Here is a 16,942-nt window from a genome sequence, read left to right on the forward strand (position 1 = left end):
GAACAAAAAATTAACAAAAAGAAACGAATTCATGCAAGAAACAATTAAGAAAATTCTCAGTGAAGTTAAGGACACTCCCGTAGCAGTGATGACCTTATCTGATGATACGGATATCATCAATGATATTGGTCTGGACTCTCTGCAAATGGTCACGTTTATGTTAAAGCTTGAAGAAGAGTTAGATATTCAGATTGATTTTGATAACCTGGACTTTTCTAATCTAATGTCCGTTGGTAGCTTGTGTGATTTTCTCTCAAAGCAAAAATAGCTTGAGCAAAGAGGCTTAAATGCGAATTGGTAGCCCTTGTTTATATTTAGGAAGCTTTAATGCAGAGCAATTCTGGAGAGAGGCAAACATTTCTTCGTTACCGGCGATCGCAGATCCGCAAGCTGATGAAATCGTCAGTGTTATGGACGAGCTACAATTTGTGTTCTGTGATTCGACTGATGATGTACTGATTACACGCCTACCTATGGATGGTTCCTATAAAGATTATTTGTGGGAACTAGGCTTTTGTTTTTCTCACAATCAGTTTGCTTTAATCGAAAAAACGTCAGGTGAAGAGAAGCGATCCCATAAAGGTATTTGCGAACTGCTTCTTGACGCTGGAAACGATGGTTACTACCAAGACTTACTAACTCCTCTATCAACGCTTTCGCCTTACTCAATAGAACCCTTTACTAAAAAACTGTGTCAGCACTATGGTCTTCAATGTCTAGGCTTAGATATTGAAATTGTCAAGAAGGTCAATTCCAAATTATTCTCCCATCAACTAGCGAAACACCTGTTTCCAGATACTGTAGGAGAGATTGTCTATTGTGCTAGTGATTTAGATGCAGTCGGCCAGCGTTTTCTTGAGTCCTCTCCATTCCTAATTAAGGATGAATTTGGGGTCTCTGGGAAGGGAAATCTGCTAATTTCTTCAAAGCAAATCTTGCAGAGAATTGTGACGTATATCTCAAAACAGGAGCATGAGGGGAAACACACAAGATTTTTGCTAGAACCGTTGCTGAATAAGCAGACCGATTTTTCTTGTCAACTTGAGATAGATACCACAGGCGAAACCAAAATTTTATCTATTCAAAAAATGAAAAATTCTGGCTTTGCCTTTTCTGGTATCCAAACGGCTGAGTCGTCATTTCAAGAGTTTCTGGACAGATCGGGATATTTTGAACAAGTTGAGGCGATCGCTGCCCAGTTGTATCGAGTTGGATATTTGGGCCCTGTCTGCCTTGATTCAATGCTTTTGCAATCAAGAAAAATCGTACCCTTAGTGGAAATTAACGCCAGGAAGTCAATGGGATTTATCAACCACTATATTGATCGTTTCCTTGCCCAATTTTCCACCCAGAGTAGTCTAATGTTCTTTTCGCTCGGTTTTTCACGTCATGTAGCGTTTTCCGAGATTCTTCAAGGAATGCACCAAGCCGAAATTCTATTTCTCAAAGATAGACCAAGCGGTATTCTACCGCTTGCATCGAACACCTTGAATGTGAATTGGCAGCTACACAAAGCTAGTGCTAATCAGAGAAGAACCTATAAGGGTAGACTTTATGGGTCTATAGTATCTGATAATGATCAGGAGAGAGAACAAATTCTCAACAGAATGGACAATATTTTTGCTGACCTTGATATTCAAAAACTTAATTAATGACATTGCAATATCAGCCAATGTTGAAAGAAATGAGACAAGAAACCATAACAATACTATGCTCAGGTGCTTCATTGGGTGCATACATTCCTGCATTGATTGCTAGTCGTCAACTAAGCAAAAGAGAGATTGCTTCTGATGTCGTTGTGCTAGAAAATATCCTGCTTGAGAACAAGAGAAATAACGTTCCTGAAACGAAGTTCGCCTTTCATCGAAATTTTTCACTTGCCTTGATGGCTCAGAAACTAGCCAAGGACATTACACCCAGCCTCGATTTCGAGCTAACGTCTAATCTGTTAGCAACCTGGAAGCACCAAAGACGCAAACGATTTATGATTTTTTCGGGATTTTGGCTGCCTATTGCCAACCGATATCTTCAGGAAACTGATTATCTAGACATCGCCATCGATCTCTGTCACATGGATGCATCTGCTTCTACTTCGTGGAAAATGTACGATGCGACGCATTCGGCGTTTCGCCATATTTGGTTCTTTAACTGGGAGGACAAGTGCTTATCGTACAATTTCTGTGTTTCAGACGATGAACCCATACCCTACAATCAGCGATCTGACCGCTTTCTGATTCACGGTGGAGGGTGGGGAGTCGGGACATATAAAAGTAAGGTTCCAGAATTAATGCATAAAGGAATCAAGCTGGACGTGATTGCTTACGAACAGCAAGATATAGAAAATAAAACAGAGCATAGCCGATACTTTCTGATCGATCCAACATGGAAACCGTGGGAAAAAGATGCACAAAGGCATCACCAGTTTCCACCATTTGGTGAAGTTAAAGATAATAGCAACATTGCGTTTCAAAACAATCAGCCGTATCCTGAAGTTTACAACTTGATTTGGCAAAGTCGAGCAATTATTAGCAAACCCGGTGGTGGGACTCTTGTTGACTCCCTTTCTGCGGCAACTCCACTGGTGTGGCTTGCCCCTTATGGTGACTATGAAAATAACAATGGGCTTTTGTGGGAATATCTTGGATTTGGCATTTCTTATGAAAAATGGGCTGATTCTGGTTATTCGTTTGATATTCTAGAAAAATTGCATTTAAATATTATGCAGGCTAGAGCTAGTTTGCCCAACTATATTAATAGCTATGTAGAAACGTACTGCCCTAAGATGATTACGGAATCGCTAATTGTGCCAGCTAACAGTGTTAACTAGAGTTGGAAATATGGAAGACAATATAACAAGCTACTATCCAATTTCTTTAGGTCACAGTTGTATACCCGCTTATCATTTAGGGCTGTTCGGGTTGAGAACGCAATCTCTACCGTTTGACTGGCTCCTGTCTCCATCATACCTATCTATCGATTATGCTGTGGAATTAATCGATACTAATTTTAAGTATTTTCTCTCTAATCTAGAGTATAATCACAAGGGCATAGTGGTTTCTAGATACTTTCCAGATGTGAAGTTTCCGCATCACGACCTTCTCAAGAATAGTGGTAATTACCACGATCGCTTGGAGAGTAACGAAGCGAATCAAATTCTAGCCTTTGAAAGACGGACTAAACGATTTATTAATCTAATCTCAAGTAAAAATGTATTTTTTATAAATGTATTTCAAAATCGACACGCGAGACTAAAGAAGGAAGCAACTTTTTTTGGAACTCTGTTGACCGATTTACCCAATTACTAGAAAGGAGAAAAGTAACGTTTCAGCTGATGATTGTCATTTATGATGATGCAGATTTTGATTTGGATGAAACGGTTAAGCCCAAATGTCTTTATAACAACGTTCACATCCGCAAATTTGTGAGAAATACCAGCATTAATCCATACTTTGGATGTGAAAAGGAATTCGGGAAAATTCTTCAAGAGTTTTTCCCCTTAGTAGTGCAGAAAAATAAAATTCACCAAGAGACATCTCAATTTTTCAAAACTGAGAAATTTGTCAAAATCCTCTAAGTAATTAGTTCTAATATATACATAGGCGCTTAAATGGTTTTAAAACAGCGTGGTGTGACAATTTGGTTCACTGGCTTGAGCGGTGCAGGTAAGACCACTATTGCCCAATTCTTAGAGAAGGATCTGCGAAAGCAAAAATATAAAATAGAACTGCTCGACGGTGACATAGTGCGCCAGAATTTAAGCAAAGATTTGGGTTTTAGCAAAGAAAATCGTGATGAAAATATCCGTCGCATTGGTTTTGTGGCAAATCTACTAACTCGTAATGATGTGATTGTTATTGTTTCTGCTATATCACCATACCGAGAGATTCGAGACGAAGTACGACAGCAAATTAGAGATTTCGTGGAAGTCTATGTTAACGCCCCTTTGTCTGTTTGTGAGAAACGGGATGTTAAAGGATTATACAAGAAAGCATGAGTAGGAGAAATTAAGGGCTTTACAGGTATTGACGATTTCTACGAACCACCACTAAATCCAGAAGTAGAATGTCAAACTGATTGTGAAACAATGACAGAAAGTGTGACAAAGGTATGGACTCAATTGAAACGTTTTGGTTATGTGCATAGTGAAAGGGAAGCTTTAACCCCAATTCGTAATGCGTAATTGACGGGGTGACAAAAAACCTTAGGATCCAGATAAAATAAACTCCAAGAATTTTTAATCAGGACTTCTAGCTTTTAACTTCTAACTCCTGACTGCCGTTGCAACTTTGGTAATATTTACTAATAAATAAACAGTAACGATTATCTATTGTCGGCTCATAACTCAATTTGTCAGCAATGGCGGACATGATTTTTAAACCACGGCCACGCTCTTGCTTATTCTCCTCAAATTCACATATTTGCCCCAATTGCTGCTCTAAGTCAAAGGGTTCACCTTGAGACCAGATGCGAATTTCTATGTATTCATCTAATCGTATAGCTTCCATCTCAATAGGAGTTTCAATAGGTAAATTTTTGTGAGCATGTTCAACAATGTTAGTAAAGCCTTCTATCATCAGTGTTTGACATTGCCACCAAATTTGTTTATCAGGAATAGGTGGTAGATTCATCTGCTCGAACCAAAACAGCACTTGAGGCGACTCTGTCAGGTCTGTGTTTACTTTTAGAGAAATTTTATTTTTCACTTTTTAACCAATAAAATATTTTAAAATCATCATATTCGTTAATTAGTTTATTTAATTTGAGTATTTTTACTATACATTAAAAACTAAATTGCATATAAGTTAAATTAAAGCAACGATTTACTTAGAAAATTGTAATTTATGTTTAAAATTCTGGTTATTGATGATGACCCTATAGTGCGAACAGTATTAAAAAGAACACTCCAAAACCAGGGTTATGAGACTACTGTAGCCAGCAATGGCGAAGAAGGAATTACACAAGCACAACTGCTACATCCTGCTTTAATTATCTGTGACTGGATGATGTCCCAGCTAGATGGGCTAGAAGTGTGTCGTAGAATTAAAACAGATCCAGAGTTAGCAACTACTTTTTTTATTCTATTAACGGCTAAGGGAGCAGCTCGAGGAGAGGAGGAAGATAGAGTTAGGGGACTTGACGCTGGAGCAGATGAGTTTATCTCTAAACCAATAGAGATGAATGAATTGAAAGCACGGGTAAGAGCAGGACTAAGATTACACCAGTTAAATCAGGATTTACAAAGTCAAAAGCAAGCTTTAGAGACACTCAATCATGATTTGCAAACCCAAAAGCAAATTTTGGAAGCAGAATTGTCTGAAGCAGTTGCTTATGTGCGATCGCTTTTACCATCACCGCTTGTAGGATCAGTAACTACAGAAAATCTGTTTATTCCTTCAGCGCAGTTAGGGGGTGATTGCTTCGACCATCATTGGATTGATGAGGATAATTTGGCAATTTATTTGTTGGATGTATCAGGTCACGGGGTGGGTTCAGCCCTCCTATCAGTATCTGTGCTGAATGTATTGCGATCGCAATCTTTACCAAACACTAACTTTTGTCAACCTAGTGAAGTATTGAAAGCACTCAATCACGCCTTCCAAATGACAAAGCATAGTGATAAATACTTCACAATCTGGTATGGAGTTTATCACCGCCTTAAACGTCAACTCATTTATGCCAACGCCGGACATCCACCAGCTTTACTGTTATCTAATACCTCTACAAACAGCATCCAAGTTAAACAGCTAAGTTCTTTGGATTTACCTGTTGGCTTTTTAACTAATGTCAAATTTGAGGATGCTATTCTTGAAATCGAAGAAAACAGCACATTATACATCTTTAGTGATGGAGCTTATGAAATTAATCAGCCAGATGGTAAAATTTGGGGTATTGATGCTTTTATTGACTTACTAACCGAATATAGCCTAAAAGATACGTGTAACCTAAATCAACTTTTAGCGAAAATTCTTACCTTAAATGCTCAAGATAATCTTGATGATGACTTATCTTTAGTAAAAGTTAATTTTAGCTAGTATAGTCAAATAAGCACAATAGACCCGTCCGAAAATCAAATAAGCCTAAAAATAGGGTATAAAATTTATCTTTATAAACCCTAAAACTTGCCTCATATAGATTTTGGGTATTATACAGCATAATAAATCTTGTTAAAGTTCAAAGTTTGAAAATCCTATTTTTTGTCTTTAAACTATTATCAACTATGCCAAACCCTTATTCCTATATTGATTGAAGAGATGTATGCAGGCTTGAAAACCCTTGTACAGACTAGGTTATAAATTTCTGGACAGGTCTATTCAAATTTTGTATTGTTTAGCAGCCTATTGTGTTGCCAATACTTGGCGATTGAATTCATCTTGATCAGTAAAGGTTTGAAAAATCCTATCCATTTTAGTCAGTTCAAACAACATCCTGACCTGATCGCTAATAGAACAAACAAAAAGTTTACCATTAGCATTTCACACTATTTGCATTGCTGATACTAAAGCACCTAAACCAGAGCTATCGATAAACTTTACTTCTTTCATGTCAAGCAACAAAATGTCAGTTCCGTTTGCAACAATTCCGCTAACTTCACGACGCAATTCATTACCTCTAATACCATCTAAAATTCCAGTTAACTCTAGTACTTTTACGATTTTTTATGAGTCAAGCGGACTACGAACACCTTGACCACCACGCTTTGGAATATAGGTTTTCTCAGTATTGTATAAATAATGTTTAAAGCGAATTACATCCTGAACCTGTTCCATCAAATTCTTCGGGTGTTTTTCCATAGTTTGATATCCAGAAAAAATCTGTATAGTATCTGACTACAGGATGATAGTCGTAAAAATTCTGAATATCAGGGTGAATTATACGGAAATTTTCTATATTGTTTACTTAAACGGGGTCTGTATACGGAAAAAGTTTGTATATTGCCCAAAAACAGATGTTATCGAGAAAGTTTCTATATATTTATGACAAATTGGGTAAATAAACGTAGAATTTTTAGTATATTGTAGTGCTATAGAAAGATTCTGATATTATGAAGTATGAGCTATACATTCCAGTTAGCGCAATAGTAAGCAATTACATATGCATAAATCGTCAGTATAATAACTAGTTATACAACTCAATATTGTGCGGAATGACGCATTCTTTCGTATACTCATCCTCGATGTGCAACACTTGTGAGGGTGATTTGTGTGCCAACGCTTCAAATCCAAGAAGCTTACTATTTTTACAGAACATATATCCTTGAATACAGCCGGGATAAAGCCGAAATTTATGGGCGGTATGGTTTCTCTTTGCAAGGAAGCGTAGGCTCAAAAGATTGGGAGGTATTTGCTGCAATTCTACTGAACGATAGAGCGAGAAGGGGTGATGGAGCAGATTTGGTGAACTACGAAGTTAAATCTGCTGTTATTGGAGGCAGTTTTGAGTACCAGTATCATAGGAATCGTGGGCTGAATAAACTAACCGACGACAGGGATGTAGATCACATTTTTGTTGCTAGAAGTGAAACTTACACGAATGTTGAGGTTTGGCTGGTCGAGCGCACCAAGATGGTTCCTACGTTTGACAGATGGCTACCCGAACTTCTTCAAAACTATGAAACCGCAGAAAGACAAAGGTTCCGGCGCTCAGTAACTTATGGGTTTGTCAGAAGTCAAGGCATTCAGCTTCTAGAAATTAGCGATGGAGAGCTAACGTATTTTCTTGAAGCGCCTTAACTAGAGAATTCAAGATATTTTCGGCAATCCAAGCAATGACAGGTACACAAACAGCATCACCGAATCCAGTCAAAGCTTGATTGATTTGTGATGGAATGGGGTAATTATCTGGAACGCCTTGTAGCCTTGCGTATTCACGAGGTGTCATCAGGCGCATTCTGATAATTCCTTGTCCAACTCTGACCAACATTTGCCGACTACTGCCACCTCTAGCAGTTCTTAGGCAACCTGCAATACCATCTTTTCTAAGTTCTGCCCGTTGCTTTCCTTCACGAACCCGCCTGTACATCGTGCAGTAGGAGTAATATGGTAAATCGTGACATTCTTTTAGATAGGCTAGATTGACAGGCGACATCATATTTAAATGACGTTGCACTTGATCATCAAGCCACCAACGATCATCACCATCCGATATATTCTCTACAACACAACTCAAATCAGTTTTCACTTTTTCAGGTAGTGGTGGAACTTCTACAAAATTCCAACGCAGATCATGATTAGCCGCAATTGCTTTTTCAAGTGCCTGAGTTTTAAGTGAGGAAGAACGTCTTGCAAAAATTAACATCTTCTGGTTTAGATGGGATGTATGCACCCCAATCACAAAAATTCGTGGTCTACTTTGAGGCACAAAATGGGCTGCATCGATGCTATAGACATCACAGGCATAACCCAACCGATTCAACTCCTGAATTGTGATTCGGAAGTCTTGCCCACCATTTGAAGTAAGCCAACCCATCACATTTTCAAGCATCACAAGGCGAGGTTTATTCGCCTGATTCTCTAGAATTTGAGTAAAGCCCCAAAAAGCGTTAGAGTGTTGACCATTAATACCTTTCAAGTTGCCTGCCAAGGATAAATCGATACAGGGAAATGAAGCTGTCGCAAGTAATGTATTGGGAATGTCAGCAAGGCAAACAGAAAAAATATCTTGAACCCTATAATGGTTACTTGCATCTTTAAAGTGAGCAGAGTACATCTCAAATTTGTCATGCGCCCAATCATTTGCGAAGACAACTTTCCAGCCTACTTGCTCTAACCCCAATCTTACTAAACCAATTCCGGCAAAATACTCTGCACAGGTGAGAAGTTTGTGAGAGGTTTCGGTATCACCCACACTGGATAGAGCCTTGTGTTTCATCACCGAAAAGGGCATAGTTCTTAACGTTACGGATTTCTTTTGCCGATTCATAGCAGTAGCTATGAAAGTTTAGCGTTATTCATTCTGCTAGGTCAACTAAGTTTTATGAAGCGGTTTGGAGAGAAACTATATCAACTGAGAACTCGGTATAGGTGGACACTAATATATCTAGGCAATCGGTTAGGTGTTCATAATACATTCGTATCGCAACTAGAAAAGGGCAGGAAAGTTCCCAACGCTGAGATGATTTTGAAAGTGGCGGATACTTTCGATGTGACCACTGATCATCTAATGCGTGATGAGCTAGACTTGCCGGAGGATAGTCGCTAAAAAAGCTGTATAACAACGCCTATGCACCCGACCGTATCAAGGTTGCTTGTTGGGATCGAAAGGTAATTTGCGGCGGGTGAACGGGAACATTAACACATATGTGATTTTGTTATATACCATATTTTCTGCTATTTTTGTGGTTATGATTTGATGCACACCTTGGACATTGCTCCCGCGATGTCTACAACAGGCTATTTGGCGTCGCTCGAATTCATACTTCTATGCAACGCCAGTTTTTTATTGCTTTAGAATCTTAGCTGTAAGTTATGGTGTTGTGATAGCCCTTTCGGTTGACTTCTGGCTCCTGACTCCTGCCCACACAGTAAGTGGTTGTCCAACTTGCTTATACAGCAAGCTTTCTAAAATCACGCCATTATTGTTGGCGGTGAGAGTCTTATTCGGCTGACGTAGGGATTCATAAAAGCCGTTGTACCAGCCGTCCTTAGAGTTAAGGTTAACTTGGACAAAATCAAATAACTGTTTGGTGTAAGTAGTATTGTAAAGCACATGCCAACCGATCGCAGCTTTGGCACTGAGGAATCGCAAATCATTGTGCTGTTGTCGGGTATCTGTGATGGTTGCCCAAGCTTCTCCATTGACAAACAAGCTGCTGTAAACAAAGTATGGAGGACGATCCAAGTTGTCTTCGGTAACGGCAGTTAATTGTTTTGTCGCTTCATAACGTGCTGCTTGAGCGGCCAAAATCCGATCAGCATAAGCTTTAGGCAAAGATTGAAACCCAGTTTCGATACCATCTAAAATATAGGGTTCGCTAAGAACGTAATTATTCGCTCCAGAGCTTTTATAGTCCCGTTGGTCGTAAGGAATTCCCTGTCCGTAAAGATCAACAAAGGCAGTATGGGACTGATAATCCATGGCTTGCTTAACATCCAAGCCCCAAAGCTTTAAACCATAGGCAGCATAATTTTCATACCCTAAGCGACCTTCTTGGTTATATTGTTCTTTGCCTTTAATAACGGCAGTACCGTACATTTGTCCATTTTTGGTAAGACGGTTGACTTGCCAATGTTTCCAAACGTCTGTGGAAAGCGATCGCAACTGTGGATACTTTGCTTCGACAATTTTTAGCCAGATTGCCATCCTTCCTAAATCGATGGCTGACCAACCAATTTCTTCGCGTTTTTCTAGTTGACCATAATTAACAGGTATAAGGGTTTTTGCATTGTAGACCTTGTTGGGCAGTTCACCTTTGTATAAAGGCATAGATGCCAGTGTTTTCAACATTTTACTCATTTTCGCTTCAAATTCAGCCGCAGGCACGATATTGAGTTCTTTAGCACTGACTAAGGCTGCGATCGCTGCTGCTTGATCCCACATTGTCACACCCTTAAAACCATCGACAGAATTAACTAAGCCAGTTTCATTGTTCCAGTTACGCTGAAAGTACAACCAAGCCTGACGGCCAGTTGCAGTTTCCTCTGGGGTTAATGATCCGACTCCAGGAGCAACATAGGGAGTCTTAGCTACTGTTAGTTGGCTTTTGCTAATAGGTGTCCCTTGCAAAACTAAAGATTTTGCATCAAGACTGGCAGTTGATATTTTAGATTTTGCTATGGGAGCAGTCTGAGATAGTTGCTTAGACCAAAAATTTAAAATTGCGATCGCTATTACAGCGGTAACAACTCCTCCTACAGAAGCTAGTATGGACAAACTCTTAGGTGGTGGTTGAAAATCAGAACTCATACGGATTAAAGCCTCATATTGTAAATTACTGTTCTAGCAGTGGTCAGACAGCTTAGAAAATTAGCAAATCGAAGAGAGCAGCTCTAACAGCTATCCATAGCAGACTTGTCCTAACCAGGATGGCAGGGGCTATACTTGCGTAGTTTCACCAAATACATTTTTCCCAACTTTTAAATCTAACTAACAATGACATTCTATTTATTGATGAAGTCTGTCAGTATCTTGCTTACTTGCTCAAAGTAAGACTATTTACCAAAAAGAGATTTCCCTCACGCTCGTGTGCGCGATGTATACGCGAATCCCTGTTGCCTTTATACACTTCGGCTTGCAGCCGAATGGTTTCGACGAGGGCGTCGGGTTATGCTTCTAGACATGAACCCGAAATTTGCCGAATTCGCGGATTTCCTCCCTTATGATTTGCGGGAGCCGCAGCCGATTAATAAGGGAGCATCTCACTTTTGCAAATATAGGTGTAATTGAGGGAAGATAGTTACACCGACAATACTCAGGCAAGTGCAATTACTATGAACCCTGAAGAGTTAGAATGAATCGTATTTCTCTCAAGAAGCCTTATGTTCCATTCAGGACGAACGCATCTAAATTACTCCTGATCACAACCAAGATTAAGAACCAACGAAGAAATCAGGATTTATCGTTTAATTTACATCCTAAGACTCAATGGGCTCGCTTAAATATTTGTCAATAAGCAGGGATTAATGAGATTGCTTTTCAGTCTATTGAGAATATACTTGTCTTATTGACATGATGCGGCCGCCCTGCTAATACTTTTGATAAAGCAGCATATAATTCATTAATTAATTCAGAGTGTTCTTTAGTCCATGTCGCTGCTACCCGCGCTAAACACTGCTAGCAGCATTATCAATCCCATATTCTCGCTCTATCAAACTCAACAGCTTCTCCTCCACATCTGTTAAATACAGGTCTTGAGGTTCTAGCTTTGTAATGGGTCGGACTTGTCCTTCAGTAGTAGGCAAAATTTGTGATCCATTTGTTGTCAAATCTTCAGGCGGCAAATTTTGACAACAAATGGATCACAAATTTTCGTAAACATCAGCTGCTGAATCAGATAATTTGACTTCTGGCGACTATGTCTAAAGCGATAGCTGCGCCAACGCCAAGGGCGAACACGACAATATTCCTCAAATGTGCGATGGGTTGAAAGGTACAGTCTACGATCACGCAATTCTGCCAACGCTCTACCTGCTTCAAAAAACGCTTTTTCCACACTGCGTTCTAGGTGAAAGCGATCGCGCTGTTCTTCCTCTTTCAACGAACAACTTGTAGTCATGTCTTCGACCCGAACCGTTGACAACACAACAAATTTCAAGGCTTGCAAGGTCAATCACCAATTGAGATTTGAGGGTATGTTCTTTTTGTTTGCCACTATAGAAGCGTTTTTGACCATATTTAGGACGTTCAATCGGACTCTGTGTGACATCCATCACTGCTGTTAAAGGTTTCTGTGATGGAATCAACAAGGACTTTTTTCCATCTAAACCAAACTTACCGCAGCTGACCAGTGTGCTTTCAATTCGGTGTACGATACGGCAAACAGTCGATTCTAACACCTGCCAATCTTGAGCAATATGGAAGTAAGTGCGATATTCTCGCCAAAATGTCAAGCAGATTAAAACTTGGTCTTCTAAATCTAGCTTGGGAGGACAACCACGCGTTTGTTTGGTTTCGGTAGTATCTCCCATGACTTTCACCATCTGATCAAATGTCAGCCTTTGCACTCCCACCAGACGTTTGAACTCTCGATTTGATAGTTTTTTTTGTTTGCTCCTATCGCATAAGTGAGTTTAATCAAGCTAAAAACCCTCTATCTTACTATAAAATAATTCTGCAAGAGGTCTATTTAATTGCAACCAGCTACTTACCTGTGGAACTAAATCAGTTAAACCTATTTGCATCTGTAACGCCCACGCCAGTACGTAGAGCAGAGGCACTGGTGATGAGCCTTGAGGCGTTGCTGAAGTGGAAAGCGCAAATTTTGGACTATCAGCAGAAGCTGAAAGAGAACAAATCACCCCGTTTAAGTGACACTATTTGACCTGGCACCCAACCACTGCGACCCAGACCAAATTAATCCGCTTTCATAGACTAAATCGGCTAGCAAAGGCATAGTACAAGAAAGTATGACAATGTAAATTACTGCCTACCCTTGCTTTATCTTCACCACTTTACAGTGTCATGGAAAGTCGTCCTTTTAATCCACATAATCTGTTAGTATTGGCTCTTCAACAGTGTTATTTGAACCTATTGGACGGCTACCATCTATCTCTAGAGTATCTTGAACTTGAAAATTACTTTTAGCGATTGGACGTTGACCGTCTACGTCTTGAACAGCTTCAATCTCTAAATCACTAGGATCAATTGGACGCTTACCGTCTACAGTTAGCATCTCATGTTCTTGAAATGCGCTCTTCCCAATCGGACGTTGACCATCTATATTAATTGTTTTATCATAATCGTTTTCATTCTTCCCAATCGGGCGCTGACCATCTATATTAATTGTTTCTTTAATTTCAATATTACTTGGATCGACTGGACGTTGACCATCTATATTAATTGTTTTATTTTTCTGTATCAGTTCGTTAGATGATGAATCCATATCAGTTTCAATTTCTATTTTCTGCTGACTCAATTTATTACTACTACTATCAACTTCTTTGTTTGTGTTATCCATGTTTACCATTGTGATTTTAAGAATCTTCCTCTGCTACTAACATGACCTTAAAAATTGTTAATTTTTAAGTAAAAGGTACTACAATTATATAGTGAACAAAAAAATTATGCTCTCTAATAATTCCTTTATTTAAATAGAATATTGAAGTAGAAACAAAAAATCCTCTATCATAGCACAGAATACATCTATAACTTGAGAGGGATTTGTCATTTATTAGCGTTGAGAAATTTATCAGAGATACCTGTGTGTGACGGGTGTGGTCAAAAGTAGTTGGTAAGTGAGCCATCGCTTAATATATGAAGCTGAGTGATAATAATAATCAATTACTGAGATATGAAGTGGAGCAATGCTCCACTTCACGAGCTAATTAACCTAAGTTGCTAGTTACAAAAATGCCTGCTCTAATGTAAAGGCAAAGATAAAAGCTCTTAGCTTCAGTAAAAAACCTTTCATAGTCACTGCATGGATTGATTTAGGGAACTTCTGAGTAATGAGACTGAAAACTATCTCAATGTAATGCCCTGTAGTTTGTTTGATAAACTCTACCCAAGGTGAGTCAGTTCTTTAGGAATTCTTTTTTCGGCGTTGCAGAATAGAAATATGAATTAAGGCGATCGCTATGAAATGTCCAAGGTGTGAATCAACTCACATTCGTAGGAATGGGCGTCAACGTGGTAAACACGCATCACATATGTGTCAACTGTAAACGTCAGTTGAGCAAATCTTATGATCCCAAAGGATACACGGAAGATATTAAAAGTGAATGCCTAGAAATGTATGTCAATGGTTCTGGGTTCCGGGCGATAGAAAGAGTTAAAAAAGTACATCATACTACTGTTATAAATTGGGTGAGGCAAGCGGCTAGCACTTTAGCAAATACACCTTACAGAAGTGAAATACTGGAAGTAACACAAATCGATGAACTAGAAACTTTTGTTGGCTCAAAAAAAACACTCATTGGCTGTGGACAGCTGTAAATCACAGTATTCCAGGAATTATAGCTTGGGTTTTAGGCGACAGGAGTTCGGAAACTTTTAAACATTTGTGGTTGATAATAAGATGTTGGCAGTCTGATTTTTACGTTACTGATGGTTATCCTGTTTATCCTTGTTTTATCAGCAATGAAGATCACATCGTTAGTCAAACATATATGACTTGAGTTGAGGGAGAGAATAGTCGCTTAAGACCAAAGGCGGAGCGTCTCCGGCTCCGCATTATCTGGCTCGACTACATCGGAAAACTTTTTGTGACTCTAAATCCGAGGAAATGCTTAAACATTCAATTCATTTAGTAATACATTATCTCAAGTATGGCTCAATGGCGCTGCGGGCGCATAGCACCCGCAAGCTTGAGGCGATCGCTTGATTCATATTTTGGTTCAGCAACGCCAAAATTACTCTGATATTAGTCGAACAAGTGAGCCGAATCCTACTTCAAGCTATTCAAGAAAGAGAATCTTTTTTGTGTGAAAATGTGAAATTCGCAGATGCCTCACTAGCTCAGGGCGTCCGCATCATGTCAAGAAGGCAAGTCTATTCTCAATAGATTGAAAAACAATCTCATTAATCCCTGCTTATTGCAAATATTTTAGCGATCGCATTAAGACTTAGGATGTGAATCAAACGATAAATCCTGATTTCTTCGTTGGTTTTTAATCTTGGTTGTGATTAAGAATGAAGACGTTCTTGCTAGGGGATGTCATCAATTAAGACAGATAATAGTTGCAGCAAGATAAATTGCGCAAAGAAAGTTGACTGCTCGCTTATCATAACGTGTGGCGATGTCGACGACGGGCTGCGCCTACGCTCGATACTGTTTGAGCCGGGCAAAAAAATTCTCAATTAAATGTCTTTCTTTATACAGATGCTTGTGATATTCCCGGTGGAGAATGCGGTTGCGTTTGGGGGGAATTACCACGGTTTTACCCTGTTTTTCAAGCGGTTCAATTACCCGCTGATCAGCATCATATCCTTTATCTGCAATCAGTATGTCGGCTTGGAGTTTTTCGAGCAGCACATCGGAACCATCCAAGTCACATCAAGAGTCCTTGAGTTAAATGAAAGCCAATAGGATTACCCAAGGCATCTACCAAGGCATGAATTTTTCTACTCAGCCCCCCTTTACTACGACCGATGGCTTCATCAAACCCATCCCCCCTTTTGCTCCAGCGCTGTGTTGGTGGGCACGTATAATTGTCGAGTCAATCATTGCATATTCATTGTCTGCATCCGAGCTGAGCACCTGAAATATTTTTTGCCACACACCACGCCTTGTCCACCTACTGAACCGGGTATGAACTACTGGAAAATCCCCAAATCTTTCCGGTAAGTCCCGCCACGGAATACCCACTCGGTAGCGGTATACACCTTCCACAAACAGTCTATTATCCTTGGCTGTTACTACGGTTGTGTTGCTAATTGGTACGGGACTGACGATGGTGGATATGGTTTTATCTCTGAGCGATCGCCAACATCGCGGCAAAATTTATGCTGTGTCCCGACGAGGATTATTTCCCGTCAAACATCAAGCAGCTCAACCTTATCCCTGCTTCTTGACCTTAGAAAATTCACCAAAAAGTGTGCGCTCCTGGTTACGTCGGGTGCGTGCCGAGGTGGAAATTGCTGCTGCTCAAGGCTACGACTGGCGATCAGTGATTGATTCTCTGCGTCCCATGATTCAGAAAATCTGGCAAAAACTACCGACGGAGGAGCAGCAACGTTTTTTGCGTCATCTGACACCTTATTGGGATGTGCATCGTCACCGCATTGCCCCACAAGTAGCAAATGTTGTCACTGAAATGCTAGATTCTAGTCAACTCACCATTTCTGCCGGGCGGATTCGGGAATATCAAGCTTTGCCGGACGGTGTAGCAGTGACCATACACCGGCGCAAAACCCAAACTAATCATATCTTGCACGTCAGCCGGGTGGTGAATTGTACAGGGGTAGCAGCAGATTATCGGCGATCGCCTCATCCTTTGATTACTAATTTGCGATTGCAGAAATTAATTCGTCCCAATGCCATCGGTTTAGGATTAGATACAGATACCCACGGTGCTTTATATGCAGCAGACGGTAACGTTTCGACGCTGCTTTATACCTTGGGAACTCCCCGCAAGGGCGACTTGTGGGAAACTATCGCTGTACCAGAATTACGCGGACAGGCGCAGGAATTATCAAAGGCGTTGTTGCAGTCGCTACCAGCGCGTGTGCGGACTATTGCGACGATCCCTTTCTTAACTGGACTTTAGACTAAAAGAGAGCGATCATGCTTGTAGTTGTTGTGCAAAAAATAAAGGGATGCCTGTAATAACAAGCACCCTAGTAACGG

At 39.9% G+C, this 16,942-nt stretch carries 18 protein-coding genes and 4 pseudogenes; 12 read left to right on the forward strand and 10 right to left on the reverse strand.

The annotated features are described in order from the left end of the window. Positions 1–31: 31 nt before the first annotated feature. From V7K40_RS32445 to cysC, 6 genes and pseudogenes are all read left to right on the forward strand, one after another. Positions 32–268 (forward strand): phosphopantetheine-binding protein, encoded by a 237-nt coding sequence (locus V7K40_RS32445; protein WP_334966986.1) that lies wholly within the window; start codon positions 32–34, stop codon positions 266–268. Positions 269–287: 19 nt separating this feature from the next. After that, complete coding sequence (locus V7K40_RS32450) at positions 288–1,652, forward strand: hypothetical protein (protein ID WP_334966987.1); 1,365 nt, start codon at positions 288–290, stop codon at positions 1,650–1,652. Then, the gene (locus tag V7K40_RS32455; protein ID WP_334966988.1) at positions 1,652–2,827 is read left to right on the forward strand and encodes a hypothetical protein; all 1,176 of its coding nucleotides are present in this window, start codon (positions 1,652–1,654) and stop codon (positions 2,825–2,827) included. Before V7K40_RS32450 ends, V7K40_RS32455 begins: the two co-directional genes overlap by 1 nt. A gap of 10 nt (positions 2,828–2,837) precedes the next feature. Next, the gene (locus tag V7K40_RS32460; protein ID WP_334966989.1) at positions 2,838–3,305 is read left to right on the forward strand and encodes a DUF1796 family putative cysteine peptidase; all 468 of its coding nucleotides are present in this window, start codon (positions 2,838–2,840) and stop codon (positions 3,303–3,305) included. Between the two features lie 26 nt (positions 3,306–3,331). Then, positions 3,332–3,574, forward strand: coding sequence for a hypothetical protein (locus tag V7K40_RS32465; RefSeq protein WP_334966990.1), 243 nt, complete (start codon positions 3,332–3,334; stop codon positions 3,572–3,574). Between the two features lie 33 nt (positions 3,575–3,607). Next, positions 3,608–4,180, forward strand: a pseudogene (gene cysC / locus V7K40_RS32470) (adenylyl-sulfate kinase). A 67-nt stretch (positions 4,181–4,247) separates the two neighbouring features. On the opposite strand, the gene V7K40_RS32475 reads toward cysC, so the two are convergent. Further along, complete coding sequence (locus V7K40_RS32475) at positions 4,248–4,703, reverse strand: anti-sigma regulatory factor (RefSeq protein WP_334966991.1); 456 nt, start codon at positions 4,701–4,703, stop codon at positions 4,248–4,250. 138 nt (positions 4,704–4,841) lie between these two features. Here V7K40_RS32475 and V7K40_RS32480 point away from each other — a divergent pair, with 138 nt between their 5' ends. After that, complete coding sequence (locus V7K40_RS32480; protein WP_334966992.1) at positions 4,842–6,032, forward strand: SpoIIE family protein phosphatase; 1,191 nt, start codon at positions 4,842–4,844, stop codon at positions 6,030–6,032. 303 nt (positions 6,033–6,335) lie between these two features. On the opposite strand, the pseudogene V7K40_RS32485 reads toward V7K40_RS32480, so the two are convergent. Together V7K40_RS32485 and V7K40_RS32490 are read right to left on the reverse strand one after the other, a co-directional pair. Continuing rightward, positions 6,336–6,653: pseudogene (locus tag V7K40_RS32485) on the reverse strand (STAS domain-containing protein). Between the two features lie 3 nt (positions 6,654–6,656). Next, complete coding sequence (locus V7K40_RS32490) at positions 6,657–6,791, reverse strand: hypothetical protein (RefSeq protein WP_334966993.1); 135 nt, start codon at positions 6,789–6,791, stop codon at positions 6,657–6,659. A 411-nt stretch (positions 6,792–7,202) separates the two neighbouring features. On the opposite strand from V7K40_RS32490, the gene V7K40_RS32495 reads away from it, so the two are divergent. After that, on the forward strand, positions 7,203–7,730 hold the full coding sequence (locus V7K40_RS32495) for a hypothetical protein (protein WP_334966994.1): 528 nt from the start codon (positions 7,203–7,205) through the stop codon (positions 7,728–7,730). On the opposite strand, the gene dcm is transcribed toward V7K40_RS32495, so the two are convergent. Next, the gene (gene dcm / locus V7K40_RS32500; RefSeq protein WP_334966995.1) at positions 7,690–8,919 is read right to left on the reverse strand and encodes a DNA (cytosine-5-)-methyltransferase; all 1,230 of its coding nucleotides are present in this window, start codon (positions 8,917–8,919) and stop codon (positions 7,690–7,692) included. The genes V7K40_RS32495 and dcm overlap by 41 nt on opposite strands. 54 nt (positions 8,920–8,973) lie before the next feature. Here dcm and V7K40_RS32505 point away from each other — a divergent pair, with 54 nt between their 5' ends. Continuing rightward, a complete protein-coding gene (locus V7K40_RS32505) occupies positions 8,974–9,198 on the forward strand; it encodes a helix-turn-helix transcriptional regulator (protein ID WP_334966996.1) in 225 nt (74 codons plus the stop codon). A 264-nt stretch (positions 9,199–9,462) separates the two neighbouring features. On the opposite strand, the gene V7K40_RS32510 is transcribed toward V7K40_RS32505, so the two are convergent. The 4 genes from V7K40_RS32510 to V7K40_RS32525 form a co-directional block, all read right to left on the reverse strand. Next, entirely contained in the window at positions 9,463–10,902 is a 1,440-nt protein-coding gene (locus tag V7K40_RS32510) for a DUF3131 domain-containing protein (protein WP_334966997.1), read from the reverse strand. A gap of 857 nt (positions 10,903–11,759) precedes the next feature. After that, positions 11,760–11,921 carry a hypothetical protein gene (locus V7K40_RS32515; RefSeq protein ID WP_334966998.1) on the reverse strand — a complete coding sequence of 54 codons (162 nt, stop codon included), beginning with the start codon at positions 11,919–11,921 and terminating at the stop codon, positions 11,760–11,762. Continuing rightward, on the reverse strand, positions 11,918–12,211 hold the full coding sequence (locus V7K40_RS32520) for a hypothetical protein (RefSeq protein ID WP_334967004.1): 294 nt from the start codon (positions 12,209–12,211) through the stop codon (positions 11,918–11,920). The genes V7K40_RS32515 and V7K40_RS32520 overlap by 4 nt, the downstream gene beginning before the upstream one ends. Beyond that, on the reverse strand, positions 12,129–12,659 hold the full coding sequence (locus V7K40_RS32525; RefSeq protein ID WP_334966999.1) for a transposase family protein: 531 nt from the start codon (positions 12,657–12,659) through the stop codon (positions 12,129–12,131). The genes V7K40_RS32520 and V7K40_RS32525 overlap by 83 nt, the downstream gene beginning before the upstream one ends. A gap of 146 nt (positions 12,660–12,805) precedes the next feature. Between V7K40_RS32525 and V7K40_RS32530 the strand changes: the two genes are divergently transcribed. After that, positions 12,806–12,976, forward strand: a complete 171-nt coding sequence (locus tag V7K40_RS32530; RefSeq protein WP_334967000.1) for a hypothetical protein — start codon at positions 12,806–12,808, stop codon at positions 12,974–12,976. Between the two features lie 156 nt (positions 12,977–13,132). Here the strand turns inward: V7K40_RS32530 and V7K40_RS32535 are convergent, their stop codons facing one another. Beyond that, complete coding sequence (locus V7K40_RS32535) at positions 13,133–13,612, reverse strand: hypothetical protein (protein WP_334967001.1); 480 nt, start codon at positions 13,610–13,612, stop codon at positions 13,133–13,135. Positions 13,613–14,231: 619 nt separating this feature from the next. Here V7K40_RS32535 and V7K40_RS32540 point away from each other — a divergent pair. Then, positions 14,232–14,977: pseudogene (locus V7K40_RS32540) on the forward strand (IS1 family transposase). 336 nt (positions 14,978–15,313) lie between these two features. On the opposite strand, the pseudogene V7K40_RS32545 reads toward V7K40_RS32540, so the two are convergent. Continuing rightward, positions 15,314–16,009: pseudogene (locus V7K40_RS32545) on the reverse strand (IS5 family transposase); the annotation flags it as partial. Between V7K40_RS32545 and V7K40_RS32550 the strand changes: the two are divergent. Further along, positions 16,002–16,862, forward strand: a complete 861-nt coding sequence (locus tag V7K40_RS32550) for a hypothetical protein (protein WP_334967005.1) — start codon at positions 16,002–16,004, stop codon at positions 16,860–16,862. The pseudogene V7K40_RS32545 and the gene V7K40_RS32550 sit on opposite strands and share 8 nt — an antisense overlap. The last annotated feature ends 80 nt before the right edge of the window (positions 16,863–16,942 follow it).

The sequence above is a fragment of the Nostoc sp. genome, from assembly GCF_036917195.1.
Classification (GTDB): domain Bacteria; phylum Cyanobacteriota; class Cyanobacteriia; order Cyanobacteriales; family Nostocaceae; genus Nostoc.